The sequence below is a fragment of the Bacillus stratosphericus genome (assembly GCF_020524495.1).
Classification (GTDB): domain Bacteria; phylum Bacillota; class Bacilli; order Bacillales; family Bacillaceae; genus Bacillus; species Bacillus stratosphericus_B.
In genome coordinates, this window is the sequence record NZ_JAIVLB010000009.1 from 71,135 (window position 1) to 93,653 (window position 22,519).

At 40.3% G+C, this 22,519-nt stretch carries 20 protein-coding genes; 7 read left to right on the top strand and 13 right to left on the bottom strand.

Annotation, left to right across the window (positions count from 1 at the left end; translation table 11 throughout):
* From ppaX to hprK, 4 genes are read right to left on the bottom strand one after another with little or no spacing between them, the layout of a single operon-like run.
* Complete coding sequence (ppaX, locus tag LC033_RS05425) at window positions 1–651, bottom strand: pyrophosphatase PpaX (RefSeq protein WP_226567236.1); 651 nt, start codon at window positions 649–651, stop codon at window positions 1–3.
* Window positions 632–1,591 (bottom strand): nucleoside recognition domain-containing protein, encoded by a 960-nt coding sequence (locus LC033_RS05430; protein ID WP_226567237.1) that lies wholly within the window; start codon window positions 1,589–1,591, stop codon window positions 632–634. The genes ppaX and LC033_RS05430 overlap by 20 nt, the downstream gene beginning before the upstream one ends.
* Before the next feature lie 15 nt (window positions 1,592–1,606).
* Entirely contained in the window at window positions 1,607–2,431 is an 825-nt protein-coding gene (gene lgt, locus LC033_RS05435; protein ID WP_226567238.1) for a prolipoprotein diacylglyceryl transferase, read from the bottom strand.
* A gap of 20 nt (window positions 2,432–2,451) precedes the next feature.
* The gene (gene hprK / locus LC033_RS05440) at window positions 2,452–3,375 is read right to left on the bottom strand and encodes an HPr(Ser) kinase/phosphatase (protein ID WP_226567239.1); all 924 of its coding nucleotides are present in this window, start codon (window positions 3,373–3,375) and stop codon (window positions 2,452–2,454) included.
* Window positions 3,376–3,551: 176 nt separating this feature from the next.
* Here hprK and nagA point away from each other — a divergent pair, with 176 nt between their 5' ends.
* The 3 genes from nagA to LC033_RS05455 are packed head-to-tail and all read left to right on the top strand — an operon-like array spanning window position 3,552 to window position 6,211.
* Window positions 3,552–4,742: an N-acetylglucosamine-6-phosphate deacetylase gene (gene nagA / locus LC033_RS05445; RefSeq protein WP_226567240.1), complete on the top strand. Its 1,191-nt coding sequence runs from the start codon at window positions 3,552–3,554 to the stop codon at window positions 4,740–4,742.
* Complete coding sequence (nagB, locus tag LC033_RS05450; RefSeq protein WP_226567241.1) at window positions 4,742–5,467, top strand: glucosamine-6-phosphate deaminase; 726 nt, start codon at window positions 4,742–4,744, stop codon at window positions 5,465–5,467. Before nagA ends, nagB begins: the two co-directional genes overlap by 1 nt.
* Window positions 5,468–5,485: 18 nt before the next feature.
* Window positions 5,486–6,211: a GntR family transcriptional regulator gene (locus LC033_RS05455; protein ID WP_226567242.1), complete on the top strand. Its 726-nt coding sequence runs from the start codon at window positions 5,486–5,488 to the stop codon at window positions 6,209–6,211.
* A gap of 31 nt (window positions 6,212–6,242) precedes the next feature.
* Here LC033_RS05455 and LC033_RS05460 read toward each other — a convergent pair whose 3' ends face one another.
* The 5 genes from LC033_RS05460 to LC033_RS05480 form a co-directional block, all read right to left on the bottom strand.
* On the bottom strand, window positions 6,243–10,097 hold the full coding sequence (locus tag LC033_RS05460; protein ID WP_226567243.1) for a metallophosphoesterase: 3,855 nt from the start codon (window positions 10,095–10,097) through the stop codon (window positions 6,243–6,245).
* Window positions 10,098–10,164: 67 nt separating this feature from the next.
* Entirely contained in the window at window positions 10,165–10,551 is a 387-nt protein-coding gene (locus LC033_RS05465) for a phage holin family protein (RefSeq protein ID WP_226567244.1), read from the bottom strand.
* A complete protein-coding gene (locus LC033_RS05470) occupies window positions 10,544–10,744 on the bottom strand; it encodes a PspC domain-containing protein (RefSeq protein WP_226567245.1) in 201 nt (66 codons plus the stop codon). Before LC033_RS05470 ends, LC033_RS05465 begins: the two co-directional genes overlap by 8 nt.
* A gap of 6 nt (window positions 10,745–10,750) precedes the next feature.
* Window positions 10,751–11,842, bottom strand: coding sequence for a DUF4097 family beta strand repeat-containing protein (locus LC033_RS05475; protein ID WP_226567246.1), 1,092 nt, complete (start codon window positions 11,840–11,842; stop codon window positions 10,751–10,753).
* Window positions 11,843–11,853: 11 nt separating this feature from the next.
* Window positions 11,854–12,189 carry a magnetosome magnetite crystal formation protein family gene (locus tag LC033_RS05480; RefSeq protein ID WP_226567247.1) on the bottom strand — a complete coding sequence of 112 codons (336 nt, stop codon included), beginning with the start codon at window positions 12,187–12,189 and terminating at the stop codon, window positions 11,854–11,856.
* A gap of 195 nt (window positions 12,190–12,384) precedes the next feature.
* Here LC033_RS05480 and LC033_RS05485 point away from each other — a divergent pair, with 195 nt between their 5' ends.
* Window positions 12,385–12,615, top strand: coding sequence for a hypothetical protein (locus LC033_RS05485; protein ID WP_226567248.1), 231 nt, complete (start codon window positions 12,385–12,387; stop codon window positions 12,613–12,615).
* A gap of 69 nt (window positions 12,616–12,684) precedes the next feature.
* Here LC033_RS05485 and uvrA read toward each other — a convergent pair whose 3' ends face one another.
* The 4 genes from uvrA to LC033_RS05505 form a co-directional block, all read right to left on the bottom strand.
* Complete coding sequence (uvrA, locus tag LC033_RS05490) at window positions 12,685–15,525, bottom strand: excinuclease ABC subunit UvrA (RefSeq protein ID WP_226567249.1); 2,841 nt, start codon at window positions 15,523–15,525, stop codon at window positions 12,685–12,687.
* Window positions 15,526–15,532: 7 nt separating this feature from the next.
* Window positions 15,533–17,518, bottom strand: coding sequence for an excinuclease ABC subunit UvrB (uvrB, locus tag LC033_RS05495; protein ID WP_226567250.1), 1,986 nt, complete (start codon window positions 17,516–17,518; stop codon window positions 15,533–15,535).
* A 286-nt stretch (window positions 17,519–17,804) separates the two neighbouring features.
* Window positions 17,805–18,050: a CsbA family protein gene (locus tag LC033_RS05500; RefSeq protein WP_226567251.1), complete on the bottom strand. Its 246-nt coding sequence runs from the start codon at window positions 18,048–18,050 to the stop codon at window positions 17,805–17,807.
* A 617-nt stretch (window positions 18,051–18,667) separates the two neighbouring features.
* Window positions 18,668–18,859: a hypothetical protein gene (locus LC033_RS05505; RefSeq protein ID WP_226567252.1), complete on the bottom strand. Its 192-nt coding sequence runs from the start codon at window positions 18,857–18,859 to the stop codon at window positions 18,668–18,670.
* Between the two features lie 414 nt (window positions 18,860–19,273).
* Between LC033_RS05505 and LC033_RS05510 the strand changes: the two genes are divergently transcribed.
* From LC033_RS05510 to LC033_RS05520, 3 genes are read left to right on the top strand one after another with little or no spacing between them, the layout of a single operon-like run.
* Window positions 19,274–20,257, top strand: a complete 984-nt coding sequence (locus LC033_RS05510; protein WP_226567253.1) for a YncE family protein — start codon at window positions 19,274–19,276, stop codon at window positions 20,255–20,257.
* On the top strand, window positions 20,254–20,940 hold the full coding sequence (locus tag LC033_RS05515) for a response regulator transcription factor (RefSeq protein WP_226567254.1): 687 nt from the start codon (window positions 20,254–20,256) through the stop codon (window positions 20,938–20,940). The genes LC033_RS05510 and LC033_RS05515 overlap by 4 nt, the downstream gene beginning before the upstream one ends.
* Window positions 20,937–22,352, top strand: coding sequence for a HAMP domain-containing sensor histidine kinase (locus LC033_RS05520; RefSeq protein WP_226567255.1), 1,416 nt, complete (start codon window positions 20,937–20,939; stop codon window positions 22,350–22,352). Before LC033_RS05515 ends, LC033_RS05520 begins: the two co-directional genes overlap by 4 nt.
* Window positions 22,353–22,519: the final 167 nt, after the last annotated feature.

Below are 22,519 nucleotides of genomic sequence, written 5' to 3' on the forward strand. Positions count from 1 at the left end.
TTAATCAGCTCCAACAATTGCTAAAAGATCACTCATTTTCTTCAGCATGAAATCAGGGCGATGCTTTAAAAGGGACTTTTCTCCCTTAATGGACCAAGCAACACCTGCCGTTTTTGTCCCTGCCGCTTGTCCTGACAAAATGTCGTGATAATTATCGCCGACCATTACCGCTTCATGTGGATCACTGTCAAGCTTGGATAATGCTAGCTGTACTGGTTCTGGATGTGGCTTCTCATTTTGTACATCATCAAGTGTCACAATGACCTCAAAGAATGGCTCTAAACTTGTCAGCTTCAATCCCATTAAGACCGTATCACGTATCTTCGTTGTGACAATTCCGAGCTTAAACCCTCGATCCTGCAGCACTTTTAATGTATCTAAAACTGTCTCATATTCAGTGACGAGCAAATCATGCTGTTCATGATTAAACGTTCGATACATCTGAATCATGTCATCCGTCAGATCGGAATTCATCGCAGAAAATGTATCTAAAAGCGATGGACCAATGAATTGAAGGATATCCTCACGGCTGTACTGACCAGGGTAATAATGGTCCAGCGTATGCTGAAATGAAGCAATAATTAATTCGTTTGTATTGATTAACGTGCCATCTAAATCAAATAGCACTGTGTTAATGGTTGATTCGTTCATATGGCTTCCTTTCTACAGCTGCTTGTTCCCGCTTCCTCCAAATATAGCTAATGGCAGCTGTCAATAAAATAGCAGACATCAGGCGAATGACAAGAAGCGGCCAAACTGGAATGCCCAATGGAATAAAAATCAGTGTATCTTCGACCACAGCATGACAAGCGACAAGAAAAATGAAGGCCAAGGTTAAATCCTTTTTACTCACGCCATCCTCTTCCACTGCCTTCATCATCACACCTGCTCCGTAGGCTAGACCAATGGTTAAACCTGCCACCATCGTCATAGACGTATTTTCTTTCATTCCAAGCATTCTAGTAAAAGGAGACAGCCACTTTGACAGAGTATGCAACCACCCTAAATCTCTCATGAATTGAATAATAATCATGAGAGGGATGACAATACAAGCCAGCTGGAGCACACCGAGAACAGCTTTCTGTAAAGCAAAAAGAACGATCATGTACCAACTTGAAGGCACATCAGCCGTCTGAGCTGCCGTAAGCAATCCATATTGCGCCGCCCCCTCGCCTCCCTGCCAAACGAGATGAATGACAATAGCTGAAACAACGGCAAGACTGATTCTGACTAACAAAATGACAGACACCCTCAGCCCAACCTTTGCTGCCACTGTCGATTCTATGATCAGGTTGTGACAAAAGGATAGCATGACCGCTAAAATGAATACTTCCTTCACAGGAAGTTCTAATGTCAAGATGGCTGCAATACCCGCATACAAGTTCAGCATATTTCCTAATACAAGCGGAATGGCCGCTTCCCCTGAAAGCCCAAACAACCCCATAAATGGACGAATGAATTGTATGATCCAATCCATTACAGGCGTATGCTGCAAGATGCTGACAAGAATAGTAACTGGAAAAATGACTTTTCCAAGTGTCCAAGTCGTCGATAGTCCCGCTTTCAAGCCGTTTTTCCATGTTCCCCCCATCTTATCCCTCCTGCATTAATTTGACGAATTATTTTCTTTGTACGGAATAGATGCGTAGCCTTTAATTCTTCTAAATACAATCAACAAAACGGCCACTGCAGATAACGCGATCGAGATTATTTGTGCGATTCGAAGATGCTCTGTCAGCATTAAGCTGTCCGTTCTCATTCCTTCAATGAAAAAACGGCCAATTGAATACCAGATTAAATAAGACAAAAAGATTTCGCCTCTGCGCAGCGATGTTCTGCGTAATAAAATTAACATCACAACGCCGGCAAGATTCCATAATGATTCGTATAAGAACGTTGGGTGATAATAGGTACCATCAATATACATTTGATTAATGATAAACTCAGGAAGGTGCAAATTTTCTAAAAAGGCTCTTGAAACAGCTTCCCCATGCGCTTCCTGATTAATAAAGTTTCCCCAGCGCCCGATAGCCTGCCCTAGTAAAATACTAGGAGCTGCCACATCGGCGATTTTCCAAAAGGACACCTTTCTCACTCTTGTAAATACGATGGCTGTCAGCACTGCGCCTATCAACCCTCCGTGTATCGCAATCCCGCCATTCCAAATCTTAATGATTTCATTTGGATGCTGCTGATAGTAGTCCCATTCAAAGGACACATAATAAATTCGTGCACAAATAATCGCTATTGGAATGGCAAATAAGATTAAGTCAATAAACGTATCTTTATTGATTCCTCTTTTTTCACATTCCCTTAGTGCAAGCCAAAGTCCAAGCAAGGCTCCGACTCCTATGATCACACCATACCAATGAACCGAAATAGGCCCGAGCTGAAAAGCAATCGGATCAATTGGTTGAATTGCTTCGTTCATATAGACAACTCCTATTCATCCTAGCCATTATCTTTAATGACATCGGCAAGTTTACTTGTAAATTGTTCAGCTGCATTATGTCCCATTCGTTTCAACCTGAAGTTCATCGAAGCCACCTCAATGATGACCGCTAAATTTCGTCCTGGACGTACAGGGATAGTCAGCTTCGGTACATCTGTATCAATGATCCGCATTTTCTCTTCTTCAAGTCCTAAACGATCATACTGCTTGCCTTGTTCCCAAAGCTCAAGGTTCATCACAATCGTAATTCTCTTAAAGCTTCTGACTGCGCCTGCTCCAAATAAGGTCATCACGTTAATAATCCCTAATCCGCGGATTTCTAAAAGGTGCTCGATCAGCTCTGGTGCGCTTCCAACTAGCGTATCCTGATCCTCTTGGCGAATTTCCACGCAATCATCTGCAACCAGTCTGTGACCCCTCTTCACTAGTTCTAAGGCTGTTTCACTTTTGCCTACTCCGCTTTTCCCAATTAACAAAACACCAACACCATATACATCTACGAGCACGCCATGAATGGCTGTCGTTGGTGCGAGCTTACTTTCTAAAAAGTTCGTTAATCGACTCGAAAGTCTTGTTGTTTTCAAGCTTGATCGTAAAACAGGCACACCATTTTCATTTGATGCTTCAATTAATTCCTTCGGCACTTCGCGATCTCGTGACAAAATAATGGCAGGAGTAATATCTGTACAAAGAGACATCATTCTCTGCTTTCGTTCACGTTCGGGGAGTTGTTCAAAAAAAGAAAGCTCTGTTTTCCCTAAAAGCTGAACTCTTTCTTTTGGGTAATATGTAAAATATCCAGCCATTTCAATACCTGGTCTGGATAGATCACTAATTGTAATGGGACGATTAATCCCTTCTTCCCCACTTACCAGTTCAAGATGAAATTGTTCCATTATGTCCTTCGTACGAACTTTCGGCACCCTTTTCCCTCCTTTTATCACAGGCGTTTCAGAAATACAGCTCTATTTTATCACTTTCAATGATGAACCCAAAATAGTATTTTATCCTGATCCTGTTTCGCTCACCATCTGGTATAGACAACTATACTTAAAAAGGGTAAACTAAAACTACAGACAACGAATAAGGAGGCACAAATATGAGCAGCTCTTTATTGCTCTCCAATATTCATATTGTGACAAAGACAGAAATTATTGAACACGGTTTTGTCGGTTTACGCGATGGCAAGATCGACTATATTTCAACATCACCACCGACAGGAAATTATGAAAAAGTATATATTTCCCGGGAAAACTTTTATTTACTTCCTGGAATGATTGATATTCATATTCACGGGGGCTATGGTGCAGACATGATGGATGCAACACCAGAAGCCATGAATACACTTGCTGATAGCTTACCCTCAGAAGGAACGACAAGCTTTTTAGCCACAACCATTACAAAAAACCATCAAGAGATTGAGCAAGCACTTAAAAATATCGCCCGGTGGAAACAATATAATGCAGAGAAAGCAAGATGTCAGGCACAATGTTTAGGGATTCATCTCGAAGGTCCATTTATTTCTAAGAAAAAGGCCGGGGCACAGCCTACTCAATGGATTCATCAGCCTGATCTCCCTCTTTTTGAAAAATGGCTCGATTCATCTGAACAACTTATTCAAATTGTCACGTTTGCACCTGAAGAAGACCCTGACTTCGCTTTTCTTTCACTTTTAAAAGAAAAGAACATAGTCCCTTCTATTGGACATACGAATGCGCATCATGACATGATTGAACTAGCATCAAAACACGGTGCACGCCATGTGACGCATCTATATAATGCGATGAGTTCGTTTCAGCATCGTGAGCCAAACGTTCTAGGTGCTGCTCTTACAAACGAAAACCTTCTAAGTGAGTTGATAACAGATGGTATTCATTCACATCCTCTATCCATTAAGCTGGCATATCTAGCAAAAGGAAGTGATCGGTTGATCATGATTACAGATTCAATGCGGGCAAAAGGACTAGGAGATGGAACATACGAATTTGGAGGGCAAACAGTCACAGTCAGCGGCGAAAAAGCATTACTTCCAGATGGTACACTCGCAGGATCTATCTTACGAATGAAAGATGGAGTCCAAAGGATAAAACAGATCACACATTGTGGATGGTCAGAGATCGCTAAGATGACCTCCACCAATGCTGCTAAACAGCTAGGACTTGATCACCAGCTCGGTTCGATCGATGTTGGAAAACTGGCTGACTTGGTCATTTGGGATGAATCTGGAGAACTGATAATGACGATCTGCCGCGGACATATCGTCTTTGAAAAAAAGGAGGCCAACCACTAATGCACATCATTGAATTTAAAGATAAAGATCAATTAGGAAAAGAAGCTGCTACCCTCATTGCGCATACAATTGAATCCAAACAAGATGCAGTGCTCGGTCTAGCAACTGGTGGTACGCCTATCAATACCTACAAAGAATTAATTCGGCTTCATCAATCACAGCAGCTATCCTTTAAACAAACAAGAACAATCAATTTGGATGAATATGCAGGACTTGATCCAATGCATGAAAATAGCTATATGACATACATGAAGAGTCATTTATTTGATCATATTGATCTTCCTCATGATCAGTATTTCCTGCCAAATGGTTCTGCAACTAATTTAGAAGAAGAATGCTTCAGATATGATCAACTCATTCATGATTTAGGGGGCATCGACCTTCAGCTTCTTGGCATAGGACAAAATGGACATATCGGGTTTAACGAACCTGGCACCCCCTTCGACTCAAACACTCATGTTGTGCAATTAGATGAAAATACCCGTCAAGCCAACGCAAGATACTTTTCTTCTATTGATGAAGTACCTACACATGCCATTACAATGGGGATTGCAAGCATCATTTCAAGCAAAAAAATTCTCCTTCTTGCATCAGGAAAATCAAAAGCGAAAGTGATACAATATTTAGAACAGGCGGAGATTCACCCAGACTTCCCTGCATCTGCCCTGAAACTTCATCAAGATGTGACGATTTTCATTGATAGAGAAGCTGGTTCACTACGCTAAACACGAGAGGGTTTTCACATGTTTATTGATAAGCAGTCACCTATTCCGATGTACCATCAGATTATGGAGAACTTGAAAAAGCAGATTGAGGATGGAACATTATCACCTGATACACTCATTCCTTCTGAAAGAGAATATGCCGAACGCTTTGGTATTAGTCGAATGACTGTCAGACAAGCCTTATCGAACCTTGTAAACGAGGGGTATTTATATCGACAAAAAGGAAAAGGCACCTTTGTTAGCCGAAAAAAATTTGAACAGCCGCTTCAAGGCTTAACAAGCTTTACAGAAGATATGCGACAGCGCGGGCTCAAAGCTTCAAGCCATCTGATTGATTTCAAAAGAATCGCATGTCCAGAGCACTTACGACCAGCCTTACAGCTGTCAAACAGTGATACTGTATATGAACTGAAACGGATACGTCTTGCAAATGATGAACCAATGGCCATTGAAACAAGCTATATACCTGAAACATTTGCAGGAGACTTTACAAAGGCACATCTCACTGGCTCTTTATATGAATATATAGAAAACAACACAGGCCTTGCCATTGCTCACGCAAAGCAGGAGCTTGAAGCCAATGTTGCCTCAAAGGAAGAAGCACACCTGCTGTCCATTTCAACAGGTACTCCTGTACTATCGATTGCAAGAACAACTTATTTTCAAAACGATCTTCCGTTTGAGTTTGTTCTTTCAGTTTATAGAGGAGATCGTTACAAGCTCATTCATACAATGGAAAGGTAAACTGTGCTCCTGAAGCGGAGCACAGTGTTTTTTATTTCCGAAGAAATTTTGTTTGATCATCATCTTTTGTATGAATTTTCCATATAGGTGAAACAGCTTTCCCTTGGAAACGATCTTTTGCGACAGTGTACCAATAATATTCTCGATTTGGCTTTAAGCCTTTCCACTCAAAGATTGCTTTTTTGCCGCTTTTCACACCTCTTGCTTCTCCTAGAAGGATGTTTGTATACACATTGAGTTCAAAGTAATTGGTTTTAACGGATTTCATTTTTGGTGTCAAATCCACATCAATTGAAAACTCATCCTGATCTCCATATGTTTTAGGATCATAGAAATGCTCTTGATTCAGGTAGGGTGAGTATGTTGTAAGATGAAGTTGATTTTTTTCTTGATCTGCTGTAATCAATCGCATAAACCCTTGTCCACCTTCTGGACCCGACTGATAATCAGCAAGAATTTGATATACTTTCCGGTCAACTTTTCCATCATGGTCATCGTCAAGCTCATCTACTTTCCTGCTGGCTCCATGGTAGTGGCCGCTAAATACTGCCACAATATTTGGGTGACGTTTCACCACTTGGTGGAAGATAAGGTCGCCAATCGGGCTTCGATTGCCACTCACTAACAAATACTCATGAAAGTTTAAAATGACGATACGATCTGGATGCTCAGAAATCACTCTATTTAACCAATCGATTTCTGCTTGCTTAATCCCCCAGCCCATATATACCATCATATAATCATTCCCCCCAGCAGAGATGAGATCATAATGCCCTTTATTGTTTTGATAGGATTCACCATAGTAAGGTTTTTCTGCAAATCGTTTGGCACCGAAGTATTTCCCATATTCCGCATAAAAACCGTCTTTGTGTCTAACATCATGATTTCCTGCCAATACGCCATACGGGATATGATGCTCATCTAACACTCGCATAAATGTATCCGCACGATTCCACTGCTTATCCTTTGAATCATCCACAATATCGCCAGTATGGAACACATACTGAATGTTTAACTGATCCCTTTGATCTCTAATCCACTCGACCATTTGTTTGAAGATATGAGGATAGCTTTTAGCATAATATTGTGTATCAGACATCCATACCATTTTATAAGGCTTTTGGGTCTTGCTGATTTCATCTTGTACGAGCAACTCAAACGTCTGGTTCTTCATGTACTGTCTGACCGACAGCAACCCTTTAAGGTAAAATTCTTTTTGATCCTTAGCAAAGTGATGAATGATTTTATCCCACTTTTCCTGCTGATGATTCCAAGCGTACATCGTCACCTTTCTCCCTGACAATGAGCTTCCTTTCCACACAGCCTCGACGACATCTTTCTCACGTACGTGATGATGAACCTTGATTTGAAAACGATGATAAGGAAAACGCTGTAAATCCTTCGTTTCGACGGCCTTACCATCAGCAAATGCAATGCGATTTCTTTCACGTTCAGAAAAGACCACTTCTCCTCTTTGGTTAAGTGCCTTTGGCGGTTCGGTCTCTGCTGCATATTTAAAGATCTTCATTGATGGATGCAAAGAGGTGTATTGATAGGCACGATAAAATGAGTAATCTAACTTATCATTTGTTGGATCCTTTGTTAAAACCGTTTGCTTAGATGATTCCATTTTTGTCTTATCTGCTATGCGTTCTGGTGTCTCAGGATGCTCATGTACCGTCTTGAATTCTTTTTTTAGTGTCGATTTGTTCCCCGCGGCATCTTTTGCTTTTATTGTAAACGTGTGCTGCCCAGGAGTTAATTCGCTAGAAGACGTCTTATATGGCAGAGAAATCGGTTTTCCATCTAAGAATGTGCGAATATCCTCTATGTCACTCCAACGATCCGTGACTTTTGCCTTTAATGTAAAGGCTCCTTTATATTGGTCATTTGCTTGTATGTTTGTTTTGATTTTCGGACCTGTATTATCAACTTTCACATGTACAGATACATGCTCGTCGGCTGTTTTGGCTTGAATAAGATGCGAGCCTTCTTTCATCCTTCTTGTATCCAACTGAATATAGGTTGAAACGTATGCTTGTTTCGGAATTTGAAATTGAAATGCTTTTACCTTTTTGGCATGACTACCATCACCCATCTTCCATTCTTTTTGTGGTTTATCATTTAATGGAATGATTTGTGTTCCGTTTGATAGGATCAATCTGACATTTTTCAATTCAAAATCATCGTGATTCTCTCCTGGCAAGCGATCAAACGGTGAAGACTTCGTTCCAGCATGGAAAGAAATCGTTTGTGGGCCTGCCTTTTTCAAGACTTCTTCTGGTATTGGTATTGTATAGGTCCGATACACTTTTGTCGAATCATCAAAAATAGAAAGTAAGTGCTTACCTATAGACACACCATTTTTAAAATATAAATTTGTTCCTTTGACATCAAATGAGACATATGGATCTGCTTCAAGGGCCGAAAAGGTTTGTCGAACTCGCTTTTTATCTACCGTCAAATGAATGGTTTTCTTTCGATCTGATGTGGCCTTTAATGCAAATAACCCTGAAACCGTATCTCCCTCTTCTACATTGAAACGAAGACCATGGGCCTTGCTGACTTGCTCTACATCAATCGTTTTTTTCATTGTTATTGATCCATTTTCGCCGTCTGACGCTTCAAGTTGATATTCTAATTGTTCTTTCCCAATCAACTCCGGTGAATAAATAATGTGATGGAACAGTCGGTCGTTATGATCTTTTTGAAGCAGAATCTCTTTAAAATCATCTTTGCGACTCGTTCGATAGCGCAGCTTGACGGTTTTGACGAACTGATCATCCTGTACATCCGCTTTAATTTCAATGCCTTCTGTTGGTTTTATCGGTTTCCGATCCGTCATATCTTCAATTACAGGTTTATGAATATCTCGTGAAATTTCTTTTTTCTCAGATGGAATTTGTGCTTTTAACACTTTTCCAGGTGTCGGCTCTTCTTCAATTTTCGAGATCAGCTTCATCTGAGGCGTTCCATCCATCGGATACTTGAACAGTAAGGATTTATGCTCGCTTAACAATGATGGCTTCAAACGAAATGCTGCTGAAGAGATCTCCTCACCTATATTCGTTGTGATGGAGACAAGACGAGATTTGGAGTTGGAAAGCCCCTTGCTTTCGATCACTGATAGATGCTCTCCCTCTTTTAATTGGGTTTTGTACGTGGCATTAAAATCGGCTACAGTTAAATGCTCCTGCTCTTTTTTTCTTAACCAGAAAACATAAGGCTTTCCAGGTGAAATCGTGACTGGATTAGCGTGAAATGAATAAACATCATCCATCTCGGTACCTTGTGTAGGATCACGGTAGCGCAGCTGATAATGCTGAAGAGAGATAGGGGCTTGTGTCGTGTTATAAACTTCTAAAAATTCAAATGCATCTTTGCTTTTTCGGTTTTTTGAATTGACGACAATTTCCGTGATGAATAAGTCGGGAATGTGTGAAAGGTCCTCTTCAAATCCGTCCAAGTGAACAGATTTTTCTGCGGTTTTGATCACAGATTTCTGTGTAAGAAACTCTGTATAGTAATAAACCGTTGAATTCCATAATTGATTTGGAGGAACTTTTGCTGTAAACTCTGGCTTCATTCCTGGTAACCGTTCCATAGGAATCAAGCGATATCCTAGTTCATCACTTTGTTTATAATACAAGTTTGCAGACAAGATTTGCTCTGACTGACTTATGGTTGCCCGAAACTGAAGATCATGGCTTTTTCCTTGAATCGGACGCACGTCTACATGAAATCGGTCAAAAATAAAAGGTGAAAAAGGCTTGTCTGGTATATTCACATGTGTTTGAATGAAGGGTCCTGCTGACGCAGGCTGACTGAAACAAAAAAAAATGATAAAAAAACATAAACACATCATTTGTCTACTTACGTTCACCATTTTACACCGCCTCCCTTTGAGTATTGTGTCTCTGGAAGGACGTTTTTATGACAGGAGAAAAAAACCGCTAGCTTTTTTTCGCTAACGGCTCCACGATTCCCTTTTGTATAAGCAGATGGAATACAGATAAAATGATAGCCATCCAAATGGCCGTTCCGAACCCAACAATGTTAAAGCTATCACCCATAAAGCTAGATGTCATCATCAGTGTGATGGCATTGATGACAAATAAGAACAATCCTAGTGAGATCACTGTCACTGGCAGCGTTAAAATAATTAAAAACGGCTTCACTAGAATATTGAGCAAGGACAAAATAATACTTGCCACAATGGCTGCCTCAAATCCTTCAACATACACACTACCTAGCCCTGGCAGAATGCCCGAATCAAAATATCCAGCAATGACGATTAAAAGTAATGCATTCACTAAAATACTGGCGATCCATCTAAGCATTTTTAGTGCCTTCTTCCGGAACAACAAAATACCAAATGAAGTAGATCAAAAAGATCGGCATAAATACTGTCATAAATCCGAGGATGACCGTTAAAACTCGAAGCAGTGATGCATCAACAGATAAGTATTCGGCAAGCCCACCAACAACGCCCGCTATTTTTTTATCTGTTGCTGAACGATAAAGCTTCTTCATGTAGAATCACTCCTTGTCTGATTGGTGCTTTACTTGTATAGAACCTGTTTTTGTTTCTGCAAAAATGGATAAACTGTGCTCTGCCTGTTGATTGGCTTTGATCATTTTCTCTTTTTGTAACGTTTCATTTTTCTCTTTAATCATATCTGCTTCAAGCAAATCGTGAGAGATAGACCCAAGATTGCTTTTCAGCTCTGCAATCAATCCACATGCACGCGGAATCTGGACGTCCACACTGCCTGTTGTGGTTTTCGCATAAATGGAACGGCACTTTTCGTCCGACAGCTGGACAGCAATGTTCCCGTTAAAGCTCTGGGCATCAATTGATTCACTTTTCCCACGCAGGTCAATGAGCCCATTGATGGTTTCTGCCTCGATCATACCACACTCATGATCAGCCAGTTTAATTTGTCCGTTTGCTGTTTCAATTCCGACCTTTTCTGCCTGTAACGAGGCAAAAGAGACAACGCCGTTTGTTGTTTTCGCAGCAAGTTCTTTTGTCATTAGCTTTTCCCCGCGAATTGGCCCATTAAACAGCTTGACCTTGATCTTATCGTATTGGATATGCGGTACATATAAGGTGACATTGACTTTCATCGTTTTCTTTTCGGTTCTAATAAAAAACTTATCCCCTTCAATTCCGCAATCCAATTGATTGAGAAATTGCTGTCTTGCCTGCTCTCCGTCCTCTGTCCGATAGATTTTCGCATGGCACTCTGCTCGGATATCTCCATCGTCCCAAGGCATCACATTAAGACTACCGTTGGCCAATTGAATTTCTAAATGAGACAGCGATGCGTCTTTAAATTGAAAAATGTGTTCAACATCGACTGACTGTCCAAAGTTCAAATCAAGATCGACATCTTTTACTTTTTTTACTGCAGAATCTAACCAGCCAAACAGCTTTGCCCCAAGATTCTCGGTGCCGTTTCCTTTGCTTTCTGCTCCAGTTTTTTCTTCATGAAAGTTATGGTCGGCTGTAGACTTCTCTAATGATACAGACTGGCTTTTTTCTAGCTTTTCTAACAGCGTAATTGCTTCTTTTGCTGATAAAGTCCCGTCTTCCACTAATTTTAAAATTCGTTCTTTCTCATTCATACAAAGCCCTCCTATGATTTGATAGATTGAAGTACTTTAATGCCTTGAATGATATTCCAAATAACAGAGATCAAAAAGCTAATGGCTACTAAAAATGACAAGATGAGCACCGTCATGACTGGAATAAGCGAATCACTCACTTGCGTTGCCAGTAAAAACGGAATGGCCCCAAAAATGAGAATACAACACGCTGCAACTGGAACCAGATGTGACCACAATGCCCGTTTCGCATGCCGTTTTGTTTCCTTCTGATCTACTACAAAATACGCCACAATCGGTACGATAAACGGCATAAAAAATACACTAAAATAACAAATAGATGCTATGATCGACTGATCTCTATTCATATATATTCGCTCCTTCATGACGAAAATTCCTTTCTTACTCATACGTTTATTGGTATAAAAAGTTTCAAATCATTCGATTTACATATGACCTTAGACACAAATTATTTCTTTTTCCCCCTAAGTGTAGATTCTTCACAGATTACCCTTTAAAATATGTTGAAAAGATGGTGATTATCATTATAGGGGGTAATTATTTTGACAGATCATCATATCTCTAACCACACGGCACAAATGCTTTTAGACCTTATACAGAAACAAAAAAGCATGAACAGCGATATGATCAAGGAGCTGGAGACGATTCATCCGTCTCATCCGAAATATGGTGATATTCGTTACTTAAAAGTACTGCTCGACAGCAGCAGCACCCATATCTTAAAGGATTTAACTCACTTAAGTAATTTAATACCTAAGGAAGATGTTCAATAAAAGGAAAAACCCTCTAGCAAGAGGGGTTTTCACTTATGATGATGTCACACTTTCTGTTTCTTGCAGCAATTACTTCATTCGTTCGCGGTCACGTTCTAAAATAGGCTTCAAGTAATGACCTGTGTATGAAGCTTCTTCTTTTGCAATGTGCTCAGGTGTACCAGAGGCAATAATGGTTCCACCGCCTGCACCGCCTTCTGGTCCCAGATCAACGAGGTTATCAGCGGCCTTGATAATATCGAGGTTATGCTCAATGACCAGAACCGTATCCCCATTTTCGACCAAACGCTGTAGCACTTTTAATAAACGAGCAATATCATCCACATGAAGGCCTGTTGTGGGCTCGTCTAAAATATAGAGAGATCTACCGTTTGAACGACGGTGAAGCTCTGATGCCAATTTCACACGCTGCGCCTCTCCACCAGACAATGTCGTCGCAGGCTGACCAAGCGTAATATACCCTAGCCCAACATCAAAAATCGTTTGAAGTTTACGCTTAATTTTCGGTATATTCTCGAAAAATTGGAGTGCGTCCTCCACAGTCATTTCAAGGACATCGGCAATGTTTTTCCCTTTGTATGTGACCTCTAGTGTCTCACGGTTATAACGTTTTCCGTGACATACTTCACAAGGAACATACACATCAGGTAAAAAGTGCATTTCAATTTTAATGATTCCATCTCCACGACACGCCTCACAGCGGCCGCCTTTAACGTTAAAGCTAAATCTGCCCTTTTTATAGCCTCTGACCTTCGCTTCATTGGTTTGCGCAAAGATATCCCGGACATCATCAAACACACCTGTATACGTGACAGGATTAGATCTTGGCGTACGGCCAATTGGAGATTGGTCAATATCAATCACCTTATCTAAATGATCCATTCCTTTGATTTCTTTATGCTTTCCTGGTTTCGCCTTCGCTCTGTACAGTTTTTGCGCAAGTGACTTCAATAGGATTTCATTTACAAGCGTACTTTTCCCTGATCCAGACACACCGGTCACAGCTGTAAAAACGCCTAGAGGGAACTTCACATTGACATTTTTTAGGTTGTTTTCTTTAGCACCCTTTATTTCAATAAAGCGACCATCAGGCTTCCTTCTCTCAATCGGAAGCGGAATAAATTTCTCACCTGATAAGTATTGACCTGTCAAAGATTTCGGGTCCTTCATGACTTCTTCTGGCGTTCCAGCTGAAATCACTTCTCCTCCGTGAACTCCTGCTCCTGGTCCAATATCGATCAAATAATCAGCCGCAATCATTGTATCTTCATCATGCTCCACGACAATCAGCGTGTTCCCGATGTCACGCATGTTTTTCAACGTCCCAATCAAACGGTCATTATCACGTTGATGCAGGCCAATGGAAGGTTCGTCTAATATATAGAGAACGCCCGTCAGTCTTGACCCGATTTGAGTCGCCAAACGAATCCGCTGCGCCTCCCCGCCTGATAGTGTTCCAGCTGATCGGCTTAATGTCAGATAATCTAAACCCACATTATTTAAGAATGACAAGCGCTCTTTGATTTCACGTAAAATGAGCTGGGCAATCTGCAAATCTTTCTCCGATAACTCCATTTTTTCATAGAAATCAAGAGCATCAGATACAGACAAATCTGTGATTTCTCCGATGTGTTTGCCATTGATGAGAACAGCAAGCGTTTCTTTTTTCAGGCGATACCCTTTACATGTCGGACATGGCTGATTGGCCATAAATTTTTCCATTTGCTCACGGATATAATCAGAGCTGGTCTCCTTATACCGACGTTCAATGTTACGAAGAACACCTTCAAACTCAATTTCATTTTCACGTACCTGGCCAAAATCATTTTCATATTTAAAATAAATCAGCTCAGAGCCGCTGCCATATAAAATTTTGTCGAATAAATGCGATGGTATATCTTTTACTGGGATGTCCATGTCGATTCCATAGTGTGTACATACGGCCTCAAGAAGCTGCGGATAATATTGTGAGCTCTGCGGCTCCCATGGTGCAATGGCATGCTGACGTAAAGTTAAATACTTATTATGAATGACCAGCTCCGGGTCTACTTCCAGCTTAGAACCGAGTCCATCACAGCTTGGGCAGGCACCGAAAGGACTATTAAACGAGAACATTCTCGGCTCAAGCTCACCAATAGAGAATCCGCAATGCGGACAAGCGTGATGTTCACTGAATAATAGCTCTTCTTGCTCAATCACATCAATGATCACCCTACCTTCACCTAGTCGAAGCGCAGTTTCAAGGGAATCAGACAGCCGAGCGGCGATCCCCTCTTTCACAACAATTCGGTCAATCACGACTTCAATCGAATGTTTCTTATTCTTTTCAAGCACGATATCTTCTGAAAGATCTTCCATCTCTCCATCGACTCTCACTCGAACATAGCCTTGCTTCCGAATCTGATCAATTACTTTGACATGTGTTCCTTTGCGGCCAGATACGACTGGCGCAAGCACTTGCAGCTTTGTTCTTTCTGGAAATTCTAAAATTTGATCTGTCATTTGCTCAATCGTTTGTGACGTAATTTCAATCCCGTGTATAGGGCAAATGGGTTTTCCCACTCTAGCATATAAGAGACGCAAGTAATCATAGATTTCAGTGACAGTTCCAACCGTTGATCTAGGGTTCCGGCTTGTCGTTTTTTGGTCAATACTAATCGCCGGAGAAAGACCTTCAATGGCATCTACATCTGGTTTGTCCATTTGACCGAGAAACTGGCGCGCATAGGCTGAAAGAGATTCAACGTACCTGCGCTGACCTTCTGCATAAATGGTATCAAAGGCAAGGGACGATTTACCTGAACCAGATAAACCCGTAATTACCACTAGCTGGTCACGCGGGATATTGACATCAATATTTTTAAGGTTGTGTGCTCTTGCACCTTTCACCTCTATTCGTTCCATAGCCATCAGGCAATCATCCTCCCGCTTTTAGCTCTAGCAATAGATCTCTTAATTCTGCTGCTTTTTCAAAATCAAGCGCTTTTGCTGCGTCTTTCATTTCCATCTCGACTTTTCCGATCACTTTTTCTCGTTCTTTTTTGCTCATTTTTGACAGCTTTGGTGCTGTTTTTGTTTCATATTCTTCCGATTCTTCATAAATTGTCGTTGCCTTAATGATATCTCGAATCTTCTTATGAATCGTTTGCGGAGTAATCCCAAATTTCTCGTTATAGGCTTCTTGCTGCTCTCGTCTTCGCTTCGTTTCTTGAATGGCAATATCCATTGATTTCGTCATATTGTCCGCATACATAATGACCCGGCCTTCTGCATTTCTCGCTGCACGGCCGATCGTCTGGATGAGAGATCTTTCAGAGCGTAAAAAGCCTTCTTTATCCGCATCTAAAATGGCCACGAGCGACACCTCTGGAATATCCAATCCTTCACGAAGAAGATTGATTCCAACGAGTACATCAAATTTACCGAGACGTAAATCACGGATAATCTCAATCCGCTCAAGAGTCTTAATTTCTGAATGCAAATAATTGACCTTAATCCCGATTTCTTTTAGGTAATTGGTGAGATCCTCAGACATTTTCTTTGTCAAAGTCGTCACAAGCACACGCTCATTTTTCTCAATACTCGCATGAATTTCTCCAATTAAGTCATCAATTTGTCCTTCGATCGGTCGAACTTCAATGATTGGATCAAGCAAACCAGTTGGGCGTATAATTTGTTCCACGACCTCTGGCGTTTTCTCAAGCTCATACGGTCCAGGCGTTGCGGATACATGCACAATATGTTTGATATGTTTTTCAAATTCATCAAAAGTGAGCGGTCTATTGTCAAGTGCTGATGGCAGACGGAATCCGTGATCAACCAACACTTGTTTTCTAGCTTGGTCACCGTTGTACATTGCGCGAATTTGCGGGATGGTGACGTGTGACTCATCGACAACAACCATAAAATCATCTGGGAAATAATCAAGCAACGTGTAAGGTGTTGAACCAGGAGGACGTAACGTCAAATGTCTTGAATAGTTCTCGATTCCTGAACAAAAGCCCATCTCTCTCATCATCTCAAGGTCATATCTTGTCCGTTGCTCAAGACGTTGCGCTTCTAGCAATTTTCCGTTTTCACGAAGCTTTTCAAGCTGTTCCTCAAGCTCTTGTTCAATATTGATAATCGCTTTTTCCATTTTTTCTTCTCTTGTGACGAAGTGAGATGCGGGGAAAATAGCGACATGCTCACGATCACCGAGTATTTCTCCCGTCAGTGCATCCACTTCACGAATACGTTCAATTTCATCACCGAAAAACTCCACTCTGATACAATGCTCATCTCGTGAAGCAGGAAAAATTTCAACGACGTCACCTCGTACTCGAAAGGTTCCACGCTGAAAATCTATATCATTACGAGAATACTGAATATCCACAAGCTTACGCAGAAGCTGATTGCGTTCAATTTCCATATTAGTGCGCAAAGACAGCACAAGCTCTCGGTATTCCTCTGGCGAACCCAAACCATAAATACAGGACACGCTGGCAATGATGATGACATCTCTCCGCTCAAATAACGAGGATGTCGCGGAGTGTCTCAGCTTATCAATCTCGTCATTAATGCTGGCGTCCTTTTCAATAAATGTATCGGTTTGAGGAACATATGCCTCAGGCTGGTAATAATCATAGTAACTCACAAAATATTCGACAGCATTATCCGGAAAAAATGCCTTAAACTCGCTGTATAACTGACCGGCAAGTGTCTTGTTATGCGCAATGACAAGTGTCGGTTTGTTCACTTCTTTGATCAGGTTGGATACAGTAAAGGTCTTTCCCGTACCTGTTGCACCTAACAGCGTTTGATGCTGTTTCCCCTGATGGATTCCATCCACAAGCTTTTCAATCGCCTTAGGCTGATCTCCTCGGGGCTGATAGTTAGATACTAATTCAAAGCGGTCACTCACATCAAAGCCTCCGTTTCGTTACGAAATCTATCTAATAAATATATTATCATAAAAGTACACAAAAATACGAACTAAAGTTCGTGTTTTTTATTTCCAATACATTCATACCCTCTCTGCCTTGGCAAATAACCCTTTTAAGAAAACCTTCCTTTCAGTATGGAACATTTTAGAGGGAGATATTCGATTAGATGAAAGATCAAAAAAAAGAAAGCTGTGCTCACTAGAATCGTAAGCACAGCACGTGTTTGAAAAAAGTATACTTTTCGGCCTATCACAGATGATGACATCAATGATGTTTATCAGCCTTCTCTCTCTTTTCGATTTCTTTCTTAGCCATAAACAATGCCCCAGCCACTAAAGAAATAATATCTAATCCTACGATAAAGTAGGTTTCTGTATAGCCTTTCATATAAGAGGCAAATAAAAGCGCCGCTGTTAATGCAATGCCAACGTAATGATTATAGGTAACCTTTGAAAATAAAATAACAAGCAGGAAAGGAAAAACAAGTGCAAATATGGCTTTTGTAATCACAAAAACCCTCCCTCTACATGGTCTACCTTGATTATAGTAAAGATTGGCAAAATGAACAATTCACAGTTTTCGATTTCACTTTTTTTCTTCATCCATGATGAGAACTTCCCCTTTAAAACGATAGGTCTTTAGGTTCCTCTCATGAAAATGTGTGTGCATGTCTCAATAAAGTCTTCTTACTGAGTTAAAACGAGTTGGAAGTCTTGCTCTAGATGTTGGTTTAATAATAAATCCACATGGGAATGGCAGGCCGTGATTGTTTAATTTGATCCATTCACGCCTTTTGCTCCTGCAAGTGATACGGTTATTCAGCCGCATGAAATAAAACTGAATACATGGAAATGCCCCCTTATCCAAATAACCAATGGTTTGTTTGTCTATCTATTTTATAAAATGATAGTGGGCACTATCATTTTAAACATAGGGTTTATTAGATGTATTGATTTTGGAGCTTTACTTGGACCTTTTATTGACTCGATCATCATTCAGAGGTTTGACTGGCATTCCATTTTCCTAGTGAAGAATATCCCATTTTTGTTCCTAACACTTATGACAGGCGTTTTACTCATTAGCAGACACGTTTACAAGCAAATGTAGATATCATCATTGTACTTTACTTAACCATCGGGATCGCCCCACTCATTCTGTTCACAAACAGCCAAGTATGGTTTTCTGGCATTGATCGTCACTCCTTTATTCTTCATACATGTATGAAAAATAAAGAATCCGATCATATACTTATCAACACTATTTAAAATTAGTCCTTTGACAAATGCCAATCTTTCTATCATGCTATGCCATTTTGTCATGTATACCATTCTTCACATTATGCCTCTTTTCTCATTCACAAAGCGGTATCATTCTTTCTACCTTTTCACTCTGCATGTCGATTAGTGGTTTGCTCGGGGCAAAGCTCCATCCGATCAAAGGCGCAAGCACATGATCCGATTTTCGCTTCTCTCCCTTATATTTAGGGCGGGGAAGCTTTAATTATTTTGATTACAGTAAGCTATGAAGGTCACTTTAATCAAACCATAAAATTCATCTTTTAAAGATGAAAAAATGTCATATGAGTATTCGAAAAAGAGATTTTAGCTACAAATCTCCCCCACTTCTCTACCTAAAATCTTTTTTTCATTTCTTCCAGCATAAATAACTTCGATTTTTTTTCACAATTTTTGTGGTATGCTTTTTGAAAATAGAGGACGTAAAGGAGCGAAAGGATGGAACGTGTAAAATATTTTTTGGTCTGTTTGATAGTGCTACTGTTTTTCCTGTCAGGCTGCGGTAAAGAACAGCAATTTACGCCACCTGGCAGCTCTCAATCGATCGCTGTGATCTCTCAATTAAAAAAAGCATCCTTTTCAATTGTTGATTTACAAAAGAAGAAAATTGTTTCTTCAGTTGATTTAAAACACCCACTCACTGATCTTATTCAAATTAACAAAGACGTCATTATTGCAACAAGTAAAGAAGGGAAGTCTCTCATTGAAATCAACTTAAAAAAGGGAACAGCAACAGATTATATGGATGTGAATAAAGGGCTGACTACACTTACATATGATACTGCCTCTAACACCTTATTTGTAGCAGATTCGGAGAAGAATGTCGTTTATTTTATTGATACACAGCGTAAAAAAATAAAAGCGACCGTGAAGACCGACAAATTACCCTCTTCCATGACGCTATCTTCTTCAGGAACTTTGTTTGTTTTAAATGCAGAAAGTCATACAGTTTCAGTCATAGATATTGAAAAAGAAGAAAATATTCGTACGATTTCTGTGCTAGAACGGCCTTCTGGTATTCATTTTGATGGGCAGTCCATTTGGATCGGTGGACACGGAAAACCTGGCAGCTTAAATAAAAGCATTTTTGCTTATGATGCTAAAACTGGTAAACAGCAACGTGAAATCAAACTAGGCGTCATGCCGGTTGCATTTTTTTCTGAGAGAAATTCCTCTACTTTATATGTTCTATGTCATGGAGACCATACGCTCTACAAAGTAGATACCAAGACGGATAAGCAGCTCGCTTCTGTTGAAACTGGTCAAAATCCGAATTATATCGCCGCCGATACCTCATCCATATATGTGAGTAACTTAGATGACAATTCAGTATCCGTTATAGACAAACATACATTCATGATGAAAAACCGACTGAATGTCCCCTATGGGCCATATGCTATCATGTTGGAGGAAAAGAAATGAAAGATCAGATGCATATTTTAATAGTAGACGATGAGTTAGATATGATTGAGTTAATTGGCACCTTTTTGCAGAAACAGGGCTTTCACATTACCACTGCAAATAATGGAATGGATGCCTTACGTCAACTCGAAAAGGAACCCATTGACCTTGTTGTATTGGATATCATGATGCCTGACATGGATGGGTTTGAAGTCTGCCAGCACATTCGACAAACATCCCAAATTCCTATTTTGTTCTTAACAGCTAGAAGTTATGAGGAAGATCGAATTAGAGGGCTTGAAATTGGAGCAGATGACTACATTATGAAGCCTTTTAGCTTGCGTGAGCTTGCAGCAAGAATTGAAACGACCTTAAGAAGAATTAGAGGTCTTTCGCTAAAGCGCAGCCGAATGCTTATCGGTGACATGGAGATAGATCAAGACGGAAGACAAGTTTATCTCCATCAAGAGCCTGTTAATTTAACAAGAAGAGAATATGATTTACTCATGTTTCTTCTGTTCAATCAACGCCAAGTGTTTTCCCGTGAACAGCTCTATCAAAAATTGTGGGAATCCCACTCCCCCATTGGCTCTTTGAGAACAGTCGATACACATATTAAAACACTACGACTAAAATTAAAGGGAGCGGAACGACATATTAAGACCGTTTGGGGTGTCGGCTATAAGTTTGAGGAGGAAGAATGAAGCCTTTATCCATTAAAAAGAAAGTACTCTTTTTAATCCTTGCTGTGATCGGAATAGTTGCAGCCTCAGCTCTTGCACTGACCTATTACTTATACGAGCATTTATATATTGATAAACAGATCGACTCTTTAAGTTTACAAGGAAAAAAGTTAGCAGAAATCTATCATAAACACGGTAAAGACACGTTTTTTACAGATAGAATGAAATGGGCAAATGAGTCAAGTCAAGCGAACATTATTTTTACAGATGACCCAATGGAGCTTTCAAGTGGTATTCCTTTTGATACGAACACAAACGATAACCTCATCACCTTCAAGGAACGCCAAAAGCTACTCCAAGGGAAAACAGTCGTGTTAATTAGGGAGCACCCGCAGTTTCATCAGGATATTCTCGGTATTGCCATCCCTGTTTTCTCAAACAAAGAAGATCTGTCGGGGACGATTTTTCTTTCTATGCCTTTATCTGATGTTTATGAACCGTTTGCCCAAATTAGGCTCACACTTATCCTATTCATTTTATGTATCCTGCTGCTGATTTTCTTTATCGGTTATAAAAGCTCCAATAAAATCGTGAGGACGATTAATAAAATGAAAGAAATTGCAATGGAAATGGAATCTGGTGATTTTTCAAAACGCATGGCTGTGACCAAAAAAGGGGATGAATTAAATCAACTTAGTCGTTCCTTTAATAAGCTTTCTTCTACCCTAGAAAAGGTTGAACAGCACCGCAGGGAGTTTCTTGCTAACGTCTCTCACGAACTTAGGACTCCTTTAAGTTATATGAAAGGATATGCAGAAGGCATAGAAGAGGGCATCATTGATCAAAAGAAAGGAATGCAAATCATCCAAGATGAGGCCACACGTTTAAGCCGGCTTGTTCACGATCTTTTAGACCTTGCACAGCTAGAGGGTGATTCTTATCCACTGTCATCGGATCCAATCGTCTTTGCCCAGCTCATCCATGATGTTTTAGATCAAGTAGCATTCATCGCCAGTCAAAAAGGAATTTCTCTCAAACGGAATCTTGAAGAGGATTGTATTATTTATGGTGATAGCGATCGGCTTCAACAAGTGGTTCGTAATTTGCTAGACAATGCCATTCACTACACTCCATCTGGGAAATCGATTTCGATTGAATTACATGTTCATCAAAACACTTCTGAATTGAGAGTAACAGATGAGGGCAAAGGGATACCAAAAGAAGATCTTCCGCATGTATCTGAGCGATTTTATCGAGTAAATAAGGCACGAACGAGAAAAGATGGTGGCTCTGGACTTGGACTAGCCATTGTCTATCAAATTATAAAAAAACATCATGGCACCTTTGATGTTCAATCTGATCCTGGACTAGGTACGACGGCCATTATTCAACTGCCAAACGCTTCATTCAGCGAAAGTTTGCCAACTGAATAGCAGTCTTTTCATAAAATCTTTTCCGAACCTCACTATTCCCTAGCATATGTCTATGCTTAAAACAGCTCTTTTTAACAAGGGCTGTTTTTATTTCCCTGAAAAATTTTCATATTGATCATATCTTCCATCTTAAACATTTAACACATTTGGAAAGAAGATACGGTGGT